The 18701-nt window shown below is 61.8% G+C and carries 14 protein-coding genes; 10 read left to right on the forward strand and 4 right to left on the reverse strand.

Going from position 1 to position 18701, the window contains the following annotated elements:
- Positions 1–46 precede the first annotated feature (46 nt).
- On the reverse strand, positions 47–943 hold the full coding sequence (locus tag AC1RRC_RS31265; protein WP_493059696.1) for an ArgP/LysG family DNA-binding transcriptional regulator: 897 nt from the start codon (positions 941–943) through the stop codon (positions 47–49).
- 275 nt (positions 944–1218) lie between these two features.
- Between AC1RRC_RS31265 and AC1RRC_RS31270 the strand changes: the two genes are divergently transcribed.
- Entirely contained in the window at positions 1219–2340 is a 1122-nt protein-coding gene (locus tag AC1RRC_RS31270; protein WP_493059697.1) for an HD-GYP domain-containing protein, read from the forward strand.
- A 29-nt stretch (positions 2341–2369) separates the two neighbouring features.
- Here the strand turns inward: AC1RRC_RS31270 and AC1RRC_RS31275 are convergent, their stop codons facing one another.
- Positions 2370–2852 (reverse strand): SRPBCC family protein, encoded by a 483-nt coding sequence (locus tag AC1RRC_RS31275; RefSeq protein WP_493059698.1) that lies wholly within the window; start codon positions 2850–2852, stop codon positions 2370–2372.
- A gap of 112 nt (positions 2853–2964) precedes the next feature.
- Between AC1RRC_RS31275 and AC1RRC_RS31280 the strand changes: the two genes are divergently transcribed.
- From AC1RRC_RS31280 to AC1RRC_RS31310, 7 genes are all read left to right on the forward strand, one after another.
- Positions 2965–5037, forward strand: coding sequence for a UvrD-helicase domain-containing protein (locus AC1RRC_RS31280; RefSeq protein ID WP_493059700.1), 2073 nt, complete (start codon positions 2965–2967; stop codon positions 5035–5037).
- Between the two features lie 76 nt (positions 5038–5113).
- Positions 5114–6889, forward strand: a complete 1776-nt coding sequence (locus AC1RRC_RS31285) for an adenylate/guanylate cyclase domain-containing protein (RefSeq protein ID WP_493059701.1) — start codon at positions 5114–5116, stop codon at positions 6887–6889.
- Positions 6889–8271 (forward strand): 7TMR-DISM family protein, encoded by a 1383-nt coding sequence (locus tag AC1RRC_RS31290; RefSeq protein WP_493059759.1) that lies wholly within the window; start codon positions 6889–6891, stop codon positions 8269–8271. Before AC1RRC_RS31285 ends, AC1RRC_RS31290 begins: the two co-directional genes overlap by 1 nt.
- 173 nt (positions 8272–8444) lie before the next feature.
- Entirely contained in the window at positions 8445–10352 is a 1908-nt protein-coding gene (locus AC1RRC_RS31295) for an adenylate/guanylate cyclase domain-containing protein (RefSeq protein WP_493059702.1), read from the forward strand.
- Positions 10349–12277 carry an adenylate/guanylate cyclase domain-containing protein gene (locus AC1RRC_RS31300; protein WP_493059704.1) on the forward strand — a complete coding sequence of 643 codons (1929 nt, stop codon included), beginning with the start codon at positions 10349–10351 and terminating at the stop codon, positions 12275–12277. Before AC1RRC_RS31295 ends, AC1RRC_RS31300 begins: the two co-directional genes overlap by 4 nt.
- Positions 12278–12444: 167 nt before the next feature.
- Positions 12445–14358 (forward strand): adenylate/guanylate cyclase domain-containing protein, encoded by a 1914-nt coding sequence (locus AC1RRC_RS31305; protein ID WP_493059705.1) that lies wholly within the window; start codon positions 12445–12447, stop codon positions 14356–14358.
- Positions 14355–14993, forward strand: a complete 639-nt coding sequence (locus AC1RRC_RS31310) for a transglutaminase-like domain-containing protein (protein ID WP_493059707.1) — start codon at positions 14355–14357, stop codon at positions 14991–14993. The genes AC1RRC_RS31305 and AC1RRC_RS31310 overlap by 4 nt, the downstream gene beginning before the upstream one ends.
- A 72-nt stretch (positions 14994–15065) precedes the next feature.
- Here AC1RRC_RS31310 and AC1RRC_RS31315 read toward each other — a convergent pair whose 3' ends face one another.
- Entirely contained in the window at positions 15066–15983 is a 918-nt protein-coding gene (locus AC1RRC_RS31315) for a LysR family transcriptional regulator (RefSeq protein ID WP_493059708.1), read from the reverse strand.
- Positions 15984–16054: 71 nt separating this feature from the next.
- Between AC1RRC_RS31315 and AC1RRC_RS31320 the strand changes: the two genes are divergently transcribed.
- On the forward strand, positions 16055–17020 hold the full coding sequence (locus AC1RRC_RS31320; RefSeq protein WP_493059709.1) for an MBL fold metallo-hydrolase: 966 nt from the start codon (positions 16055–16057) through the stop codon (positions 17018–17020).
- Between the two features lie 53 nt (positions 17021–17073).
- The gene (locus AC1RRC_RS31325) at positions 17074–17277 is read left to right on the forward strand and encodes a SlyX family protein (RefSeq protein ID WP_493059710.1); all 204 of its coding nucleotides are present in this window, start codon (positions 17074–17076) and stop codon (positions 17275–17277) included.
- A 114-nt stretch (positions 17278–17391) separates the two neighbouring features.
- On the opposite strand, the gene AC1RRC_RS31330 is transcribed toward AC1RRC_RS31325, so the two are convergent.
- Entirely contained in the window at positions 17392–18690 is a 1299-nt protein-coding gene (locus AC1RRC_RS31330; protein ID WP_493059711.1) for an FAD-dependent oxidoreductase, read from the reverse strand.
- Between the last annotated feature and the right edge of the window lie 11 nt (positions 18691–18701).

The following is an 18701-nucleotide window of genomic DNA, read 5'->3' on the forward strand; positions in this document are numbered from 1 at the left end:
TTCAGTCAACGATGTCACCCCCTGGGGTCTGACCCCAGGTGTGACATCACGGTTGCAGCAGGTAGCGCCGCGCGCTGCCAATCACCTGTTCCGACAGCGCCTTGGTAAACGGCGTGTCGAGTTCCCACGCGTGCCATTCCAGCGGCACGTCGAGGTACTTGCCTGGCGCCAGGTCCACCAGCCGCCCATTGTCGAGCGCGCTGGCGATGTGCATCAGCGGCAGCAAGCCATACGCCAGGCTGCCGTAAATGCATTCGTACAGCGCCGGCGACAGCGGCAAGGTGTGATGGGGGAAGGCGCCATGCACGTCCACGGTTTCCCCTAAAAAGCGCGCCATGGCGGCCCGCTCCCATACCACGGCCGGCGCCAGCTGCACCGCTTCCGCCATGAACCCGTCGCCAAACCAGTGGCCGGCAAAGACCGGGGTGGCGACGCACACATATCGCATCGCCCCCAGCGCCGTGGTGACGGGGCCGGCCACACTGAGCACGTCATGCTCGCCGCGCGCCGCCACGGCGCCGGAGACCGTGCCTTCCCGCACCAGGTGCAGCGCCTGGGGTCGTTCGGCCAGCCGCACGTCGAGCTGGCAACGCGGCGGCGACAGCAGCGGGCCCAGCGCCAACGGGAACCACGTGGCGAGGCTGGCCGCATCCACGGCAAGGGAAATTTCCGGCATGCTGACCCGGTTGCCGAGGTCGATGTCCAGCGCCGCTTCCATCAGCCGCACATTGCGGTGATGGGAAATCAGGCGCTGCCCCAGGCCGGTCGGCACGCAGGGCACGCCGCGCACGATCAGCAAGCGGCCGCTGGCGTCTTCCAGCGCCTTGATCCGCTGCGACACGGCCGACTGGCTGATGCCGAGGGCGCCGGCAGCTTTTTCAAAACTACCATGGGTGGCGACCGCGTCCAGGACCGCCAATGCCTTGTAATCGATGTTTGCCATAAGGAACGCTAATATTTTTTTTCATGGATAAGTAATACTAATACGATTTTCAATCTCGCGCTGGGAAATTTGCCAACTGAGTAGCATGAAAGTTGCCGTTCAGCTTGTATTCCCCCGGGCATCACCTATGCTACAGATATAGTTGACGTACGGAAACAAACTAGGTAATAAGGCAATAACCAACACTCGGCACGACGTGGCCAGTGAAAAAAGCTATTGTTTCCATGTGGCAACTCAGTAAAATGCGCGCTGCCATGTGAAACCGGAGACCGGAAGTGAAAATCCGCAAGATCAGCCCGAGCGACCTGTATGTGGGTCAGCTGTTGCCCTGGGACGTGTATGGGTCGGGCGGCGGCTTGCTGGCGCGCAAAGGCCATTTGATCGCGAACATCACGCAGCTGGACATGCTGGTGGAACGCGGCATTTATGAAGACCTCAGCGCGGCGCTGGCGGGCGAGCGGGAGCAGCAATCCGTGCTGCGCCTGTTGAATGGCGCGCAACTGGAACTGGAAGCCGTGTTGCAGCGCATTGCCACCGGCAACCCCGGCGACGCCAGGCGCAAGCTGGAAGAAATCGCCGGGCTGGTGACGGAGGCGGTCACCCTCAACGCGGATATCGCCGTCGCCGCCATCCTGCATAACCAGCATGCCATGCCGTATGGCGTGCGGCACAGCGTGGACACGGCGGTGGTGGCGCAACTGGTGGCGCAGGCGCTGAAAAAGCCGGAAGACGACATTCTCACCATGACGCTGGCGGCGCTGACCATGAATGTCGGCATGCTGGGCGAACACGATGTCATGCAAAAGCAGGCGGCGCCGCTGACCGGACACCAGCGCGAGCTGGTCCGCCACCACCCGCAAGCCGGCATGGTGCTGTTGCGCCAGGCCGGCATCAACCACGAAGGCTGGCTGTCATGCGTGCTGTACCACCATGAAAATGAAGATGGCACCGGTTATCCGGGCGCGCGCCGTGGTCCGTATGTGCCGGAGTCGGCCAAGCTGATTGCGTTGGCGGACCGCTATTGCGCCCGCATTTCACAGCGCAAATACCGCAAGCCGATGGCGCCGAACGCCGCCTTGCGCGATATCTTGTTGGAAGGGAAATCCACCTTGGACAGCCTGCCTGCGGCCGTGCTGATCCGCGAACTGGGGATCTACCCGATCGGCACCCTGGTGAAATTGCAAAACGGGGAAATCGGCGTGGTGTCGCGCAAAGGCTTGAATGCGACGGCGCCGTGGGTGACCTCGGTGCTGGGACCGCGCGGCGCCCCGCTCGACCCGTTCCTGCAGCGCGACACCCGCAGCGATGGCCACGCGATTCGCGAAGTGCTGCTGGCGCCGCAGCCGGAGGTGGAATTCCGGCTCAGCCAGGTGTGGGGACGGGGCGCGTTACCGTAGGGCGGAAACCGCCCTACACTGAGCCAATCTTAATTCATCATTGAATCCAAGCGTCCCTGCTCCGCCAACTCCCGCAACACCCGGATCGTATCGATATCGTTTTCCTGGTACGCCGACTTGCGGAATTCGTCATACATCTTGTTGGCTTCATCGGTGGCCGCGTCGTGGTCGTCTTCATACAGGAAGCGCACGAACAGCCGGCCCGGCTGCGGCATTTCAATCGTCATGGTCAGGCTGGAATTGCCGATCTCGTCTTGCGCATCAACCAGGTAGCGCACACGGTGCATGGGTTCGAGCACTACGCGGTCCACCACGAACAGCTTGCCAAAGCGCAGGCGGCGCTCGAAGCCGTTCTCGTCGCGGTTGGAAATGTCGCAATCGTCCAGCTGTGGCATGAACAGTTTGGGCGCTTCGGCGCGCAGCACCAGGCCGCGCCACAATTGTTCGTGGCTGATTTCATCCACCAGCGGGTTCAGCAGGTCGTTGATTTCTATGAGGTGTTCGAATTTCATGATGTGTGGTGATTCCGGAAAGGTCTAACGACACTATATTCCCCCGCCGTACCGGATTTCAATGCTTGCGCTGCTACAATGGCCGGCTGACCTTCATCTGGCGTACGTAACAATGTCGAATGCACCACAGTTTGGCCTGAATGCCCCGCAAAGCGAAGCCGTGCTGTACCTGGACGGTCCTTGCCTCGTGCTGGCCGGCGCCGGTTCCGGTAAAACGCGCGTCATTACCCAGAAAATCACGCACCTGATTGAAGACCGGGGCTATGACCCGCGCACCATCGCCGCGCTGACGTTCACCAACAAGGCGGCGCTGGAAATGCAGGAGCGGGTCGGCACGATGCTGAAACAGCCGCGCCAGGCCAAGCAAATCACGATTTCCACGTTCCACTCGCTGGGCGTGAAAATCCTGCGCCAGGAAGCCAATAACCTGGGCTTGAAAGACCGCTTCTCCATCATGGACAGCGACGATTGCTATTCGCTGGTGCAGGAACTGGCCATCACCACCGACAAGCACATCATCCGCAATATCCAGAACGAGATTTCACTGTGGAAAAACGGCCTGGTGGAACCCGACGTGGCGCTGCGCAATGCGAAAGATGAAGACGAGGCGCAAGCCGCGCGCATCTATGCCAGTTACCGCGCCACCTTGCAGGCGTACCAGGCGGTGGACTTCGACGATTTGATCCGCTTGCCGGTGGAACTGTTCCGCGATAACGAGGCGGTGCGCGACCGCTGGCAGCGCCGCCTGCGTTACCTGCTGGTGGACGAATACCAGGACACCAACACGTGCCAGTACGAGCTGGTGAAATTGCTGGTGACGGGCCTCGGTAAATACCCGATGTTTACGGCGGTGGGCGACGATGACCAGGCGATTTATGCGTGGCGCGGCGCCACCATTGAAAATCTGAGCAATTTACAGGTGGATTTCCCCAACCTGAAATTGATCAAGCTGGAACAAAACTACCGCTCCACCACGCGGATCCTGCAAGCGGCCAACGCGGTGATTTCCAACAATCCGAAATTGTTTGAAAAAGCCCTGTGGTCGGAACATGGCCTCGGTGAACCCATCACGGTGCACGCGATGGCCAATGACGAGCAGGAAGCGGATCAAGTCGCCGTGATGATTTCCGCCGACCATTTCGAACGCAAGAACAAGTGGACCGATTACGCGATCCTGTACCGGGGCAACCACCAGGCCCGCATCATCGAGCAGGCGCTGCGCAACCACCGCATTCCGTACACGATTTCCGGCGGCCAGAGTTTCTTCGACAAGGCGGAAATCAAGGACATCATCGCCTACCTGCGCCTGCTGGCCAACCAGGATGACGACCCGGCCTTTATCCGCGCCGTGACGACGCCGCGCCGCGGCATCGGCCAGACCACCCTGGAAGTGCTGGGCGCGTTCTCGGGCCAGTGGCAATGTTCGCTGTTTGAAGCCGTGTTCAAAGGCGGCATCGAAGCCAAGTTGAATGACCGCCAATTGCTGCCGTTGCGGGAATTCTGCAACTTCATCAATAACCTGGAAGCGCGCGCCAGCCGCCCGGGCCCCGGCGGCAGCGGCGACAATGCCGCGCAAGTGCTCGATGACTTGATGGAAGCGATCCATTACGAATCGTATTTGTACGACACGCTGGAAGAGCGCGCCGCGCAAGGCAAATACCAGAACGTGATGGAATTCATCAACTGGCTGAAAGAGCGGGGCCGGGGCGGCAAAGACCGCGAAGGCGAAGAAAAGAATGTGCTGGAGCTGACGCAAATGGTGGCGCTGATGTCGATGCTCGAAGGCAAAGACGAAGAGCAGGATGCGATCCGCATGTCGACCCTGCACGCGTCGAAAGGGCTGGAATACCCGCACGTGTTCCTGGTGGGCTGCGAAGAAGGCATCTTGCCGCACAAGGGCGACCCGGACACGCCGGTGGAAGTGCTGGCGCAGCGCATCGAAGAAGAGCGCCGCCTGATGTATGTCGGCATTACCCGCGCCAAGCGCACCTTGCGCATCACGTGGTGCAAGAAGCGCAAACGCGCCGGCGAACAGGTGCATTGCGACCCGTCGCGCTTTATTCCGGAAATGCAGCTCGACGTCGGCGATGCGGCGCCCAAGGAAGATGAAATCCTGTCGCCACGGGAGCGGCTGGCGCGCATGAAAGCCTTGCTGGCCACGCCAAAACCACAGGCCGGCAGTTAAAAAAAGCTTAATTCCATTAAGAAATATACAATACGGAGTTTCCTGATAAAACTGTATGTTTCCCATGGTAAGGTTTTTGCACCTGTTGCTGGCGGTCTGGATGTGGTGGGCGGTAGCGGTACCGCACGCCACGGCGCAGCAATTGCTGGAACCGCTGCTGCTGGAAGACCCATCGGGAAGCATGACCTTTGCCCAGGTGCTGGCCGCCGAGCAGGCCGGGCGTTTCCAGCCCGGCTCGCCCAACGTCGGGCTCAGCACGTCGGCATACTGGATGCGCTTTACCGTGCATGCGCCGGCGCGCGGCCCGGCCTATCCGTCCGATCCCGCCCTGTGGTTTGACACCGGGAACCGCACCTTGCAGGAAGTCACGCTGTACCAGCCGGACGGCGAAGGCGGCTGGCGCCCGTTGGCGAGCGGCTCGACGCAGCCGTTCGGGCAGCGGCCGCTGCCAACCGACCACTTCGTGTTCCCGGTGGCGGCGCAGGATGGCGCCGATACCGTGCTGTACCTGCGCGTGCGCAGCAACGGCTACCTAGGCATCATTATCCAGCCCCGCATTTGGCAACCGCAAGCTTACCTGGAGCAGATGGAGCGGGACCGCACCGGCTGGCAAATTTACATGGGCATGGCGCTGGCGCTGGCGGGCTTGTACCTGTTGCTGTGGCTATACCTGCGTGAAGTCGATCATTTGCTGTACGTACTGTCGCTGGTTTCCATGGTCTGGGCCACGTGCAGTGCGGTGGGCGGCTATGGCGCCGCCTATGCGCTGTTCTGGCCCGATGCGCCGCTGTTCGAGCAAAGCGCGTGGATGGGATCGCTGCTGATGGCCGGGGTGTTCCCCGTGCTGTTCATCACGCGGCTGGCGGGACTGGGACAGCGCCTGCCGCGCCTGGTCCTGCTGTTGCGGGGGCTGATGGTGCTCAATACCGTGCTGTGCGCGGCCATGTTGCTGCTGTTCTGGCTGCGTCCCGGCTCGGCCGCCCTGCAGCAGCAATTGTTCCTGGTCGGCTGGTGGGTGTGGCAACCGATCTTTCCGCTGTTGCTGGGCGGCGTCGTCATGGTGGCATGGCAGGGTGACCGCATGGCGCGCTTTATCGTGGTGGCGTATTTGCCGGCCGCGCTGGCGTCCCTGTATACGTCGGTGGAAAACCTGCGCGGCGTGCCGCCCACCTTGTCGCTGGTCATGTGGAGTGCGGCCTTTGAATTGCTGGCGATGGCGCTGGCGCTGGCTGACCGCTTCCACTATGGCCGGCTGGCGATGATGGCCGCCCGCAAATCCTTGTTGCAGAGCTTGCGCCAGGCGGAGCAGGAACAGGAGCGCAAGGTATTGCAGCGCACGTTGGAATTGAATGCGGCGCATCAGCGCAGCAAGGATTTGCTGTACAACATCCTGCCGATGGAATTGCCGCGCGGCCGGACCGTGGCCGGACACGTCTCGGCCACGGTGCTGTTCACGGAATTCGAAGGCTTCGAGGCGCTGGCGTCGACCATGCCGGCGCACCGCATGGCGGCGGAACTGAACGTGATTTTTTCCGCATTCGACGGCTTTGCGGACGAGTGTGGCCTGAAGAAATTCAAGGCCACCGGTGATGCGTACATGGCGGCCGCCGGCTTGCCGAAGCCGTGCGCGGACCATGCCCAGCGCTGTGTGCGGGCCGGTCTGAAAATGATTGCCTACATCGAACACCGCAACCGCTATCACCCGTTCAAGTGGATCCTGCGGGTCGGCATCCATTCCGGTCCGCTGGCGACCGGCATGGTGGGCAAGCGCCAATATGCCTTTGATATCTGGGCCGATACCGTGACCATGGTGTCGCGTCCGGCCAGTGCCGGGGAAGGGACGGGAACGTGATGATTGTCCGCACGCTGATGCAGATGTTGATGTTGATGGCGGTGCTGCTGCTGTGCTCGTCTGCCGCCAACGGCAACGCCACCACCGCCGCGCCCTCGAGCACCGCGCTGGACATGGTCTTGTTGGAAGACCCGCAAGGCACGCTGGCGCTGGAAGACGCGATCGCGTCGGCCGGCCGGTTCCGGCCCGGCGCCCCCAATGTGGGCGGCACCACGTCCGCCTACTGGATGCGTTTTAAAGTCCGCAACGCGGGCGGCGCGCCGGTGACCTGGTGGTTCGATACCGGCAACCGCACGTTGCAGGAAGTGGATTTTTACCAGCCCGACAGCTACGGCGGCTGGCAGCACCTGGCGACCGGATCGCGCTTCCCGTTCGCGCAGCGCCCGCTGCCCACCGATACGTTCGTGTTTCCCCTGACCCTGGGCGCCGGCGCCAGTGCCGACATTTACCTGCGCGTGCGCAGTACCGGCTATCTGGGCGTCACGCTGTTGCCGCGCCTGTGGACCAAAACCGCTTTCCAGCAGGCGGCGCAGGAAGACCGGCGCGCCTGGCTGACGTACCTGGGCATGACGGCGGCGCTGGGTGCGTTTTACCTGATGTTGTGGATGTACCTGCGCGAGCGCAACTACCTGCTGTATGCGCTGTCGCTGGCCTCCATTGTGTGGGCGATTTCCAGTACCGGCGGCGGTTTCGGGGCGGCCTTCCAACTGTTCTGGCCGAACTCGCCGGGCTTCGAGCAATGCGCGTGGATGTTGTCGCAACTGCCCGTCACTTGGCTGCCGGTCTTGTTTGCCTGCCGCCTGGTGGACTTGCCGGCGCGCGCGCCGCGCATCACCCGGCTGATGTGGCGCCTGATCAAGGCCAGCAGCGTGGCCATGCTGACGATGGTGCTGTTGACGGCGACGCAGCGCACCGACCTGGCGCCGGTGCTGCAAGTGGTGTACGTGCTGGGCTGGCTGTTATGGCTGCCGGTGTATCCATTGATGGGCTATGCGATGGCGCGCGAAGCATGGCGCGGCGACCGCATGGCGCGCTACTTCTGCCTGGCGTACACGCCGTCGATCGTGGTGGCCGCCTTCATTTCCACCCAGGCGCTGCGCGGCTTGCCGCCGGACATGGCGCACATGCTGTGGGCGTCCGCCTTTGAATTGCTGGTGACGGCGCTGGCGCTGGCGGACTACCTGACCCATGAACACAAGGAAAAGGTCAGCACGCAGGAAGCGTTACTGGACAGCACGCAGCGCACCGAGCAGGAACTCGAGCGCAAGGTGGTGCAGCGCACCGTGGAATTGAATGCGGAACGCGAGCGGGCCCGGGACCTGGTGCACACCATCCTCGCCAGCGAAGGCTGGCGCGCCGAGGGCGATGTCTTTCACCGCTAGTTGACCCGCTAACAAGGTTGATGCGCGTGCAAGCCTTACTGGCAACACTCAAGCCAGTGGCCGGTGGCTAGAGGTTTACTTCCGCTAGGAAATGTGTAAATGTAGATTTCCTGACAAGAAGCAAATAGGCGGACCCAATGGCATGGTTGTCCCGGACATTGCTTGCACTTTGCATGTGGACTGCGGCGGTGCTGCAGTGTGCCAGTGCACAGCAATTGTCAGGGGCCATGCTGCTGGAAGACCCGTCCGGGGCCATGACCCTGGCGCACGTGCTGGAGGCGGAACGGGCCGGGCGTTTCCATGCCGGTTCCACCAATGTCGGGCTCAGCACCTCCGCGTACTGGATGCGATTTACCGTCCAGACGCCCGCGCAGCCGTCCGCACAACTGCCCAATACAACGCTGTGGTTTGACACCGGCAACCGCACCCTGCAGGAAATCACGCTCTACCAGCCCGATGACCAGGCCGATGGCCGGGGCGGCTGGCGCGCCATCGCCACCGGATCGCGCCAGCCGTTTGCCCAGCGGCCCCTGCCCACCGACCAGTTTGTTTTCCCGATCACCGTGCGGCCCGGCGAAGGCACCGTGCTGTACCTGCGCGTGCACAGCACCGCATACATGGGCATCGTCGTGCAACCGAGCGTGTGGCAGCCGCAAGCGTACCGGGAACACATGGAGTGGGAGCGCACCGGCTGGCAAATCTACCTCGGCATGGCGGCGTCGCTGGCGGGGTTTTACCTGATGCTGTGGTTGTACCTGCGGGAAATCGACCACTTGCTGTATGTGCTGTCGCTGGCGTCGATCGTGTTCGCCACGTGCAGCGCGCTGGGCGGCTATGGCGCCGCCTATGCGCTGTACTGGCCCGACGCGCCGCGCTTCGAACAAAGCGCGTGGGTCGGCGCGCTCCTGGCGGCCGGCTTGTTTCCCGTGCTGTTCATCACGCGGCTGGCCGACCTGTGGCAGCGCTTGCCACGGCTGAACCTGACCCTGCGCTGGATGGTGATCGTCAATACCGTGGTGGCGTCCGCCATCTTGCTGCTGTTCTGGCTGGCGCCGGGCTCGGCCGCGCTGCAGCAGCAATTGTTCATCGTCGGCTGGCTGGTGTGGCAACCGATCTTCCCGCTGCTGCTGGGCGGCGTGGTCCATGTGGCGTGGCAAGGCGACCGCATGGCGCGCTTTATCCTGGCGGCCTACCTGCCCGCCATGCTGGCGTCGGTCTGGACCTCGGTGGAAAACGTGCGCGGCGTGCCGCCCACCCTGTCGCTGCTGATGTGGGCTTCGGCCTTTGAATTGCTGGTGATGGCGCTGGCGCTGGCCGACCGCTTCCACTGCGAACGCGTCGAGACGTTCGCGGCCCGGCAAGCCACCTTGAATAACTTGCGGCAGTCGGAACAGGAGCTCGAACGCAAGGTCATGCAGCGCACCCTCGAGCTGAATGCGGAACAGGAGCGCACCAAGGAATTGCTGTACAACATTTTGCCGGTGGAACTGGCGGAAGAATTGTCCGCCACCGGCCGGGCCAAGCCGGCGCGGCATGAATCGGCCACCGTGCTGTTCACGGATTTCGCCGGCTTTACGGCCGTGGCGTCGACCATGCCGGCCGACCGCATGATCGCGGAATTGAACGAGATCTTTGCCGCGTTTGACGACATTGCCGATGACTGCGGCATTGAAAAAATCAAGACCATCGGCGACGCGTACATGGCGGCGGCGGGCTTGCCGAAACCCTGTCCCGACCATGCGCAGCGCTGTGTGCGGGCCGGCATGCAAATGATTGCCTATGTCGAACAGCGCAACCGCCGCCACCCGTTCAAATGGACCTTGCGGGTCGGGATTCACTCCGGCCCGGTGGTGGCGGGCGTGGTCGGCAAGCGCAAATATGCGTTCGATATCTGGGGCGATACCGTCAATATCGCGTCGCGCATGGAGAGTTCGGGCGAGGGCATGAAAGTCAATGTGTCGGCTTATACCAGCGATCTGGCCGGGCGCGATTTCGAGTGCGAGTACCGGGGCAAGGTGGCGGCCAAGGGGAAAGGGGACATCGATATGTACTTTGTCGTTGGCGAGCGCACCGGCACATGAAGCTGCTGCGCACATGGTGGCTGTTGTGGATGCTGTGGGCGGCAGGCGTGGCTTGCGCGCAGCAGCCCGCGGCCATGCCGGACATCGCCTTGCTGGAAGATGCGCAAGGCACGCTGACCGTGCAAGAGGTGGTCGCGGCCCGCGCCCGCTTCCAGCCCGGTTCGCCCAATGTGGGCTTTACCACGTCCGCCTACTGGATGCGCTTTACCGTGCACAATCCGGACCGCGCGCCGCTGACGTTATGGTTCGATACCGGCAACCGCACCTTGCAGGAGGTGGATTGTTACCAGCCTGACGGGCGCGGCGGCTGGCTGCGCATGGCGACCGGGTCGCGTTTGCCGTTTGCGCAGCGCCCGCTGCCGACCGATACCTTTGTGTTTCCGCTGACCGTCGCGGCCGGCGCCACCGCCGACGTCTACCTGCGCGTGCGCAGCACGGGGTTCCTCGGTGTCGCGCTGTTGCCGCAGCTGTGGCGCCCGGACGCTTACCTGAAGGCGGCGCAGGCGGACCGGCGCGCGTGGCTGACGTACCTGGGCATGACCGCATCGCTGGGGGCGTTTAACCTGATGCTGTGGGTCTACCTGCGCGAGCGCAATTACCTGCTGTATGTGATGACGCTGGCGTCCATCGTGTGGGCCATCAGCAGCACTGCCGGGGGCTTCGGTTCGGCGTTCCAGCTGTTCTGGCCGGACTCGCCCGGCTTTGAACAGTGTGCCTGGATGCTGTCGCAAATCCCGGTCACGTGGCTGCCGGTGCTGTTTGCGTTCCAGCTGGTGGACCTGCGCGCCAGCGCACCGCGCCTCTCCCGCGTGATCTGGGGCGTGATCATGGCGCTGACCGTGGTGATGACGGCGATGGTGGTGCTGACCATGCTGCAACGGCCGGCGCTGGCGCCGATGCTGCAGGGGCTGTATGTGATGGGATGGTTCCTGTGGCTGCCGGTGTATCCGCTGGTGGCGTTCGCGGTCGGGCGCGAAGCGTGGCGGGGCGACCGCATGGCGCGCTACTATTGTCTGGCCTATGTCCCGTCGATCGTGGTGGCGGCCGTCATTTCCACCCAGGCGCTGCGCGGATTGCCGCCGGCGCTGTCGGCCATGCTGTGGGCCTCCGCCTTTGAATTGCTGGTGATGGCGCTGGCGCTGGCGGATTATCTGAACCACGAACACGAAGCAAAAATCCGCGCGCAAGAGGCGCTGCTGGACAGCACCCGCCGCAATGAACAGGAGCTGGAGCGCAAGGTCTTGCAGCGCACGTTGGAGTTGAACGCGGAGCAGAAGCGCACCAAGGAATTGTTGTACAACATCTTGCCGGTGGAACTGGCGGAAGAACTGTCCGCCACCGGCCAGGCCAAGCCGGCGCGGCATGAATCGGCCACCGTGCTGTTCACGGATTTCGCCGGCTTTACGGCCGTGGCGTCGACCATGCCGGCCGACCGCATGGTGGCGGAATTGAACGAGATCTTTGCCGCGTTCGACGACATCACCGATGACTGTGGCGTGGAAAAAATCAAGACCATCGGCGACGCGTACATGGCGGCGGCGGGCTTGCCGAAACCCTGTCCCGACCATGCGCAGCGCTGCGTGCGGGCCGGCCTGAAAATGATCGCGTACATCGAACAGCGCAACCGCCGCCACCCGTTCAAGTGGACCTTGCGGGTCGGTATCCATTCCGGTCCGGTGGTGGCCGGCGTGGTCGGCAAGCGCAAGTATGCGTTTGATATCTGGGGCGATACCGTCAATATCGCGTCGCGCATGGAAAGTTCGGGCGAAGGCATGAAAGTCAATGTGTCGGCTTATACCAGCGACCTGGCCGGCGCGGAATTCGATTGCGAATACCGGGGCAAGGTGGCGGCCAAGGGCAAAGGGGAAATCGATATGTACTTTGTGCGGGGCGCCCGCAGCGCCAGTGAAACCGTGCCCGGGTGAGCGGGGTTTGCCATGCGAAGACCATGCGCAGCGCTGCGAAGTATGCATTTGATCTCTGGGTGCCGTGACAACCTTGAATAGGTGACAGCATGGGATGGCTGGATCGTTGCAAGGCAAGGCGGGACCCGGTGTTCTGCCTGGTGTTCTGCCTTCTTTGGATGCTGGCAATGCCGGCGCATGCGCAAATTGCGCTGCCGCAGGGTGGCACACCGGTCGACCTGACTGCCGCCACCATGTTGCTGGAAGACCCGGGCGGCCAAATGACTGTGCGGCAGGTGGCGCAGGCCGATCAATTCGTGCCGGGGAAAGCGTCGCCCGGTTTCAGCACCTCCGCATGGTGGCTGCGCTTCCGCGTGCGCAATGACGGCACGCTGGCCGGCACCTGGTGGTTCGACACCAGCAACCGCACCTTGCAGGAAGCGGACCTGTATGTGCCGGATGGCCGCGGCGGTTACGTACACCAGTCGGCGGGCGCAAACCGGCCCTTTGCACAGCGCCCGCTGCCGACCGATTATTTTGTGTTCCCGTTCACGGCGGCGGCGGGCGAGACCGTGGAGGTCTACCTGCGCGTGCGCAGCACGGGGTTCCAGGGCGTGATGCTGCAACCGATGGTGTGGCAGCCGCAGGCGTATCAGGCGCGGCAGCGCTGGGAACAGACGCAATGGGTACTGTACCTGGGCATGGCGCTGACCCTGGCGGCCTTTAACGTGATGCTGTGGCTGTACCAGCGCGAAGCCGACAACCTGATTTATGTGCTGTCGCTGTTTGCCATCGTCTGGACCACCAGCAGCGCGGCGGGCGGCTATGGTTCCGCGTTCCAGATGCTGTGGCCGGACTGGCCGCTGTTCGAGCAAAGTTCGGCGGTGCTGTCGGTGCTGTTTGTGTGCGTGCTGACGCCCTTGTTCATTTCACGTTTGCTGGGGCTGTGGAAGCTGATTCCCCGCGTCAGCATGGTGCTGTGGACTTTTATTGTCATCAATTGCCTGACCAGTATCACCCTGGCGGCGATGACGATGATGCAAGTGCCGAATGCCGCGGCGCAAATGCAGACCATTTACATCATCGGCGGCTTGCTGTGGCAACCGATCTTCCCCTTGCTGGGTTATGGCATCGTGCTGTGCGCGCTGCGCGGCGACCGCTTTGCCCGCTTCATGGTGGTGGCGTATCTGCCCGCCATCGTGGCGTCCACGTATACGTCGATGCAAAACGTGCGCGGCGAGCCGCCCAGCCTGGTCTTCATCATGTGGGGCGCCGCGTTTGAATTGCTGGTGATGGCGCTGGCGCTGGCCGACCGGTTTAACCAGGAGCGGTTGCAGAAGATGGCGGCGCAGGAAGCGCTGGTGCAAACCTTGCGGCGTTCGGAACAGGAACTCGAACAAAAAGTCACGCAGCGCACCGTGGAATTGAACCGCGAACAGCACCGCACCAAGGAATTGCTGTACAACATCCTGCCAGTGGAACTGGCGGAAGAATTATCCAACACCGGCCACGCGCAACCGGCCCGCCACGAATCGGCCACGGTCTTGTTTACCGACTTTGCCGGCTTCACGGCCATGGCGGGCACCATGCCGGCCGACCGCATGATCGCGGAACTGAATGAGATTTTCGCGGCGTTCGACGATATTGCCGATGCCTGTGGCGTGGAAAAGATCAAGACCATCGGCGACGCCTATATGGCGGCGGCCGGGTTGCCGAAGCCCTGCGCCGACCATGCGCAGCGCTGCGTGCGGGCCGGGCTGAAGATGATCGCGTATATCGAGGAGCGCAACCGCAGCAACCCGTTCAAATGGACTTTGCGCGTGGGTATCCACTCGGGACCGGTGGTGGCGGGCGTGGTGGGCAAGCGCAAATATGCGTTCGATATCTGGGGCGATACCGTGAATATCGCGTCACGCATGGAAAGTTCCGGCGAGGCGATGCGCGTCAACGTGTCGGCCTACACCAGCGATCTGGCCAAAGGGGAGTTCGAGTGCGAATACCGGGGCAAGGTGGCGGCGAAAGGCAAGGGTGAAATCGATATGTATTTCATAAAAGATCATCATCAGCAGGATTCCGCGCAGGGCGTTACCATCAGGGCATGACCCCCTACCTGACCTTCACGCCCTGGATCGATGGCGACCACCCCGACGTGGCCGCCAAAGCAGCAGAACTGGCAGCCCATGCGACTTCCCTGGAACAGGTGGCGCAGCGCTGTTTTGAATTTGTCCGCGATCACATTCGTCACAGCTGGGATTATCAAAGCAATCCCGTCACGTGCCGCGCTTCCGATGTGCTGAAGCACGGCACCGGCTATTGCTATGCCAAGAGCCACTTGCTGGCCGCCTTGCTGCGCGCCAACGGCATTCCTGCCGGGCTGTGTTACCAGCGGCTGGCGGTCGGCACCGAAGGGCCGCCGTATTGCCTGCATGGCTTGAATGCGATCTGGCTGGAACCCTATGGCTGGTACCGGGTCGATGCGCGGGGCAATAAATCCGGTGTCGACGCCCGCTTTACCCCGCCCGTGGAACAGCTGGCATTCCCGGTGTTGGCGCCAGATGAGCGGGATTTGCCGGAGATATGGGCAGAACCGCTGCAAGTGGTGGTGGATGCGCTGACCCGGCATGCCACCGTGCAGGCGGTGGCGGCGGATTTGCCGGACGTGGCCCTGATGTCGCCGATCAAACCCGGCGCGGCACGCGCGCACTGGGCCGACGCCGGCATGAACAAGGTGGCATAAGCACTGACGGTCCACAGCACCAAACCCGTAGGGCGGTATCGCCACAGCGATGCCGCCAGCCCGCCCCGAGGCTCAGTCAGCACCCCGAACACCCGCCACCAACCCCGCCACCTTGCCCAATTCCTCCGCCAGCACCCGCATCACCGCCTGGATCCGCACCGTATCGCGCAAATCCGGATGCGTCAGCAGCCACAATTCCGACGCCAGCGCCGGATCGGGCTCCGTCACGCGCTGAAGTGAGCGCGTACTATCACCGAGAAAACACGGCAACAGCGCCAGCCCCAGTCCGTCGATGCAGGCTTGTCTTAGCGTGCTGAAGGTGCTGGCCCGGAAGCCGACCATATCGAGCGGCACGATTTTTTCCAGCCAGCGCAAGGTGCGGTGCCGTCCCAATGTATCGTCCAGCGCAATCCACGCGTGCTCCGCCAGCGGCCGCGATGGTTGCCCCGCGAGGTAGGCGGGCGCGCCATACACGGCCAGCGCCAGGGAGCTGATGCGTTTGCCAATTAAATGTTCCGGCGGCTGCAGCGCGGGCCGGATCGCAATATCGGCATCGCGCCGCGACAGGTTGGCCATCACGTTGTCGATGCCCAATTGCAAGGTGATGTCCGGATACTGGCGGCGGCAGGCGGCGATCGTGGGGTTCAACAGCACTTGCGCCACGCTGTCGGTGGTGGTGAGCCGGACCGTGCCGCTGGGGCGCAAATCCTGTCCCGCCACTTTCAGCAGCGCCTGCTGGGCGGTTTCCTCGATGGCGGCGCCGGCCCGAGCGATTTCCTCGCCAGCCGTGGTTGGCACATAGCGTCCGCCACTGCGTTCAAACAGCCGTACGCCGAGTTTGTCTTCCATCTGCGCCAGCCGGCGGAACACGGTGGCGTGGTTGACGTTCAGGCGTCGCGCCGCGCCGGACAGCGAACCGGTCTCGACAATGGCTGCCACGCAGCGCAAGTCGTTGAGATCGGTGTGCGTTTCTGCAAGCGTGGTTTGCATGGTTTTGGAATTTTCTTGCGGGATTGCACAGCATAAGCTGTGCACATCAACCAATCAACAGGAGCTTCATCATGAAATCCAAAGTCATTGCCATGACCGCCGCCTTGCTGGCCACCACTGCCGCGTATGCCGGCGAACCGATTTGGGATGGCAATAAAGTGCAAATGGTCAGTGAAAAACTGGACCAGGGCGTCTACGCGTATTACGCGGCCGACGCGCGGGAATTAAATGCGAAAGGCGGGGCGGCGGCCACCAGTGGTGGGTTAATTGTTGGCAGTAAAGGTGCACTGCTGATCGACACCATGCTGAACCAGCGTTTGAATAAGCAGGTTCAGACGTTGAGCCGTCAATTGGGCGGCAAACCTGTCCTGTATGCCGTCAATACCAGCTCGCACGGCGACCATTCTTTTGGCAATATGTATTTGCCCGCCAATACGAAAGTCGTCCAGCATGCGGTGACGCGCCAGTATATTGCCGGCCACCTGGAAGACGATAAAGCCTTCATGGTGAAAAACTTTGGCAGCGGCCGGGGCATTGAAACCATTCAAGCCCGCGCGCCGGATATTGTCGTCACGGCGGGCAGCACGGTGTCGCTGGACCTTGGCGATAAAAAAGTCGATATTATTGATTTTGGTTTTGCGCAAACCGGCGGCGATTTATGGGTATGGGAACCGCAATCCAAAGTATTGTGGACCGGTAATCCCGTGATTGCATCGAAACCAGCTTTGCCGTGGCTATTGGATGGCCGTTTGGTGGAGACACTGGAAACCCTGAAAAAGGTTTATGCTTTCCTGCCGGCGGACGCGAAAATCATACCCGGCCATGGCGTGGCCATGCAGCGTGAAGATTTGCAATGGCATATCCAATACCTGGAAACCATCCGCAATAAAGTGCAAGCTGCCGTGAATGAAGGCCTGACCCTGGAGCAAACCGTGCAGCGCGCCGCGATGCCGGAATTTGGCGGCTATGCATTATTCGGCTGGGTGCATCCGGGCTTGAATGTGCCAGCCGCGTATCGTGATCTGAGCAAGAAATAAGTGCTAAACCCGGCGGCGGAGTATAATGGCGGCTTCACTGCCGGGAGTTTTAAATGAGTACAGAAGAACGCTTCGTTGATATTGAAATCAAGCTGGCCCATGCGGAAGACATGGTGGATTCGCTGAATCAACGGATTTACGAGCAGCAAAAGCAAATCGATAAACTGGAAGCCATGCTTTCCGCATTGGCGCAGCATATTCGCGATAATGCGCAAGGCCAGCAAACACCGTTGAATGAACGGCCGCCACACTACTGATTTTCCCCAAGCGGCTTCCCAGCCGCTTTTTTTCGGGGGTTTTATGCCTTAAGTTGGCGCAATCGCGCTAATTATTGGCATAAAACGGCCGATATTGCCCATTGCGTGAAAGTTTCAGTCAAATTGCCGGGAGGCGATGGCTGTGCCCAGCCGCTGACCTAAACATAATAAGGTGAGGGTGGGCGGTAATCCCCAGGGTTCGGGAATAACGGATGCATCACAGGCATACAGGCCGGGTAATGCCGTCCTTAAATGATGGTCGACACCGTGGCCGATGCGCACGCTGCCGCCGGGATGGGCGGCGAAATGCCAGCTTTTAAAGACATGACGGGCGCCCGCTGCTGTTAATACCTTGCGGGCTAATGCAATGCCTTCGCGGAATTTGGCTTTATCGCTTGGCTGAAGCGATTTATTGGCCCAGCGCGGACCGATCTGGCCGCCAATTTCGTCGCGTATCTTGACCATAATGGATAAAGTTTTTGCGTGCGACAATAGACGGTCAATCCGGCCCACCTGTAATGCAAAGGCCTGGTACATCGGTTCGGGAAGGGTTAAATCTGCCAGTGAAATGCCTTGCTCCTGAAAATAAATGCCGGCTGCCATCGGGACTTCCGCGCCACCGCGTATATCGTCCACCGTCCCCATTACCGCAATCACCGGGTCGCTGAAGAAAGGCGACGTGCGCGGTGCTAAACCGGAGGCGTGCAATAAGCGTGGCGTACCGATTCCGCCGCCGCAAAGAATAATGTCAGCGGCGTGAATGATCAGTGGTTTTCCCTCACGCAGGCATTCAACGCCAATTGCCTTGCCATGCTCTTGCAATACGCGAATCACTTTGGTCTGATCCAGTAAATGGGCGCCATGGCGTATTGCTTCATCAATCAAATCGCGTGCGGTCCATTTTGCGCTAAATGGACAACCATAAACACAACGCCAGCAACCGGTGCGGCAAATTTGTGGCCGGATCATTTTATCAAGCTTGCGCCAGGCTAATCCGGCAGTCTGGCCCGCCTGCATTAACCGGGATGCCATCGGCCCGATCAATGCATCCGGCAATGGCGCCATCGGCAATTCTTCACGTAATAATTGTAATTCGGCGGACAGGTCGATGCCGTGACGGGAAAATAATGCGGCCGGCGGCGGCGCCGCCGTGGCGAAATTGAATGTGGAACTGCCGCCTTTGGTAATACCCTGGACCAGCAGGGACGCGTCGCGGTGTATATAAGCGCCCCGTCCGGGAATTGCCGCCATGGCCGCCATTTGCGTTAATGTGCCCGCCACCGGCGCGGCGCTGCCCTGTTCCAGGATGGCCACGGCCAGCCCGCGGCGCGCCAGTTCGCGGGCGACCGACGCACCGCCGGGGCCGCTGCCGACGACGATGGCGTCATACGATGTACGGAAAGGCGTGTGCATGGGACGATGGT

It is taken from the genome of Pseudoduganella sp. GW821-FHT12E03 (assembly GCF_058807115.1).

Coding starts and splice junctions, on each gene's coding strand:
- AC1RRC_RS31330 (WP_493059711.1), bottom strand. CDS start 18,690: ATGCACACGCCTTTCCGTACATCGTATGACGCCATCGTCGTCGGCAGC.
- AC1RRC_RS31325 (WP_493059710.1), top strand. CDS start 17,074: ATGAGTACAGAAGAACGCTTCGTTGATATTGAAATCAAGCTGGCCCAT.
- AC1RRC_RS31290 (WP_493059759.1), top strand. CDS start 6,889: ATGATTGTCCGCACGCTGATGCAGATGTTGATGTTGATGGCGGTGCTG.
- AC1RRC_RS31310 (WP_493059707.1), top strand. CDS start 14,355: ATGACCCCCTACCTGACCTTCACGCCCTGGATCGATGGCGACCACCCC.
- AC1RRC_RS31305 (WP_493059705.1), top strand. CDS start 12,445: ATGCCGGCGCATGCGCAAATTGCGCTGCCGCAGGGTGGCACACCGGTC.
- AC1RRC_RS31280 (WP_493059700.1), top strand. CDS start 2,965: ATGTCGAATGCACCACAGTTTGGCCTGAATGCCCCGCAAAGCGAAGCC.
- AC1RRC_RS31275 (WP_493059698.1), bottom strand. CDS start 2,852: ATGAAATTCGAACACCTCATAGAAATCAACGACCTGCTGAACCCGCTG.
- AC1RRC_RS31265 (WP_493059696.1), bottom strand. CDS start 943: ATGGCAAACATCGATTACAAGGCATTGGCGGTCCTGGACGCGGTCGCC.
- AC1RRC_RS31300 (WP_493059704.1), top strand. CDS start 10,349: ATGAAGCTGCTGCGCACATGGTGGCTGTTGTGGATGCTGTGGGCGGCA.
- AC1RRC_RS31295 (WP_493059702.1), top strand. CDS start 8,445: ATGTGGACTGCGGCGGTGCTGCAGTGTGCCAGTGCACAGCAATTGTCA.
- AC1RRC_RS31315 (WP_493059708.1), bottom strand. CDS start 15,983: ATGCAAACCACGCTTGCAGAAACGCACACCGATCTCAACGACTTGCGC.
- AC1RRC_RS31320 (WP_493059709.1), top strand. CDS start 16,055: ATGAAATCCAAAGTCATTGCCATGACCGCCGCCTTGCTGGCCACCACT.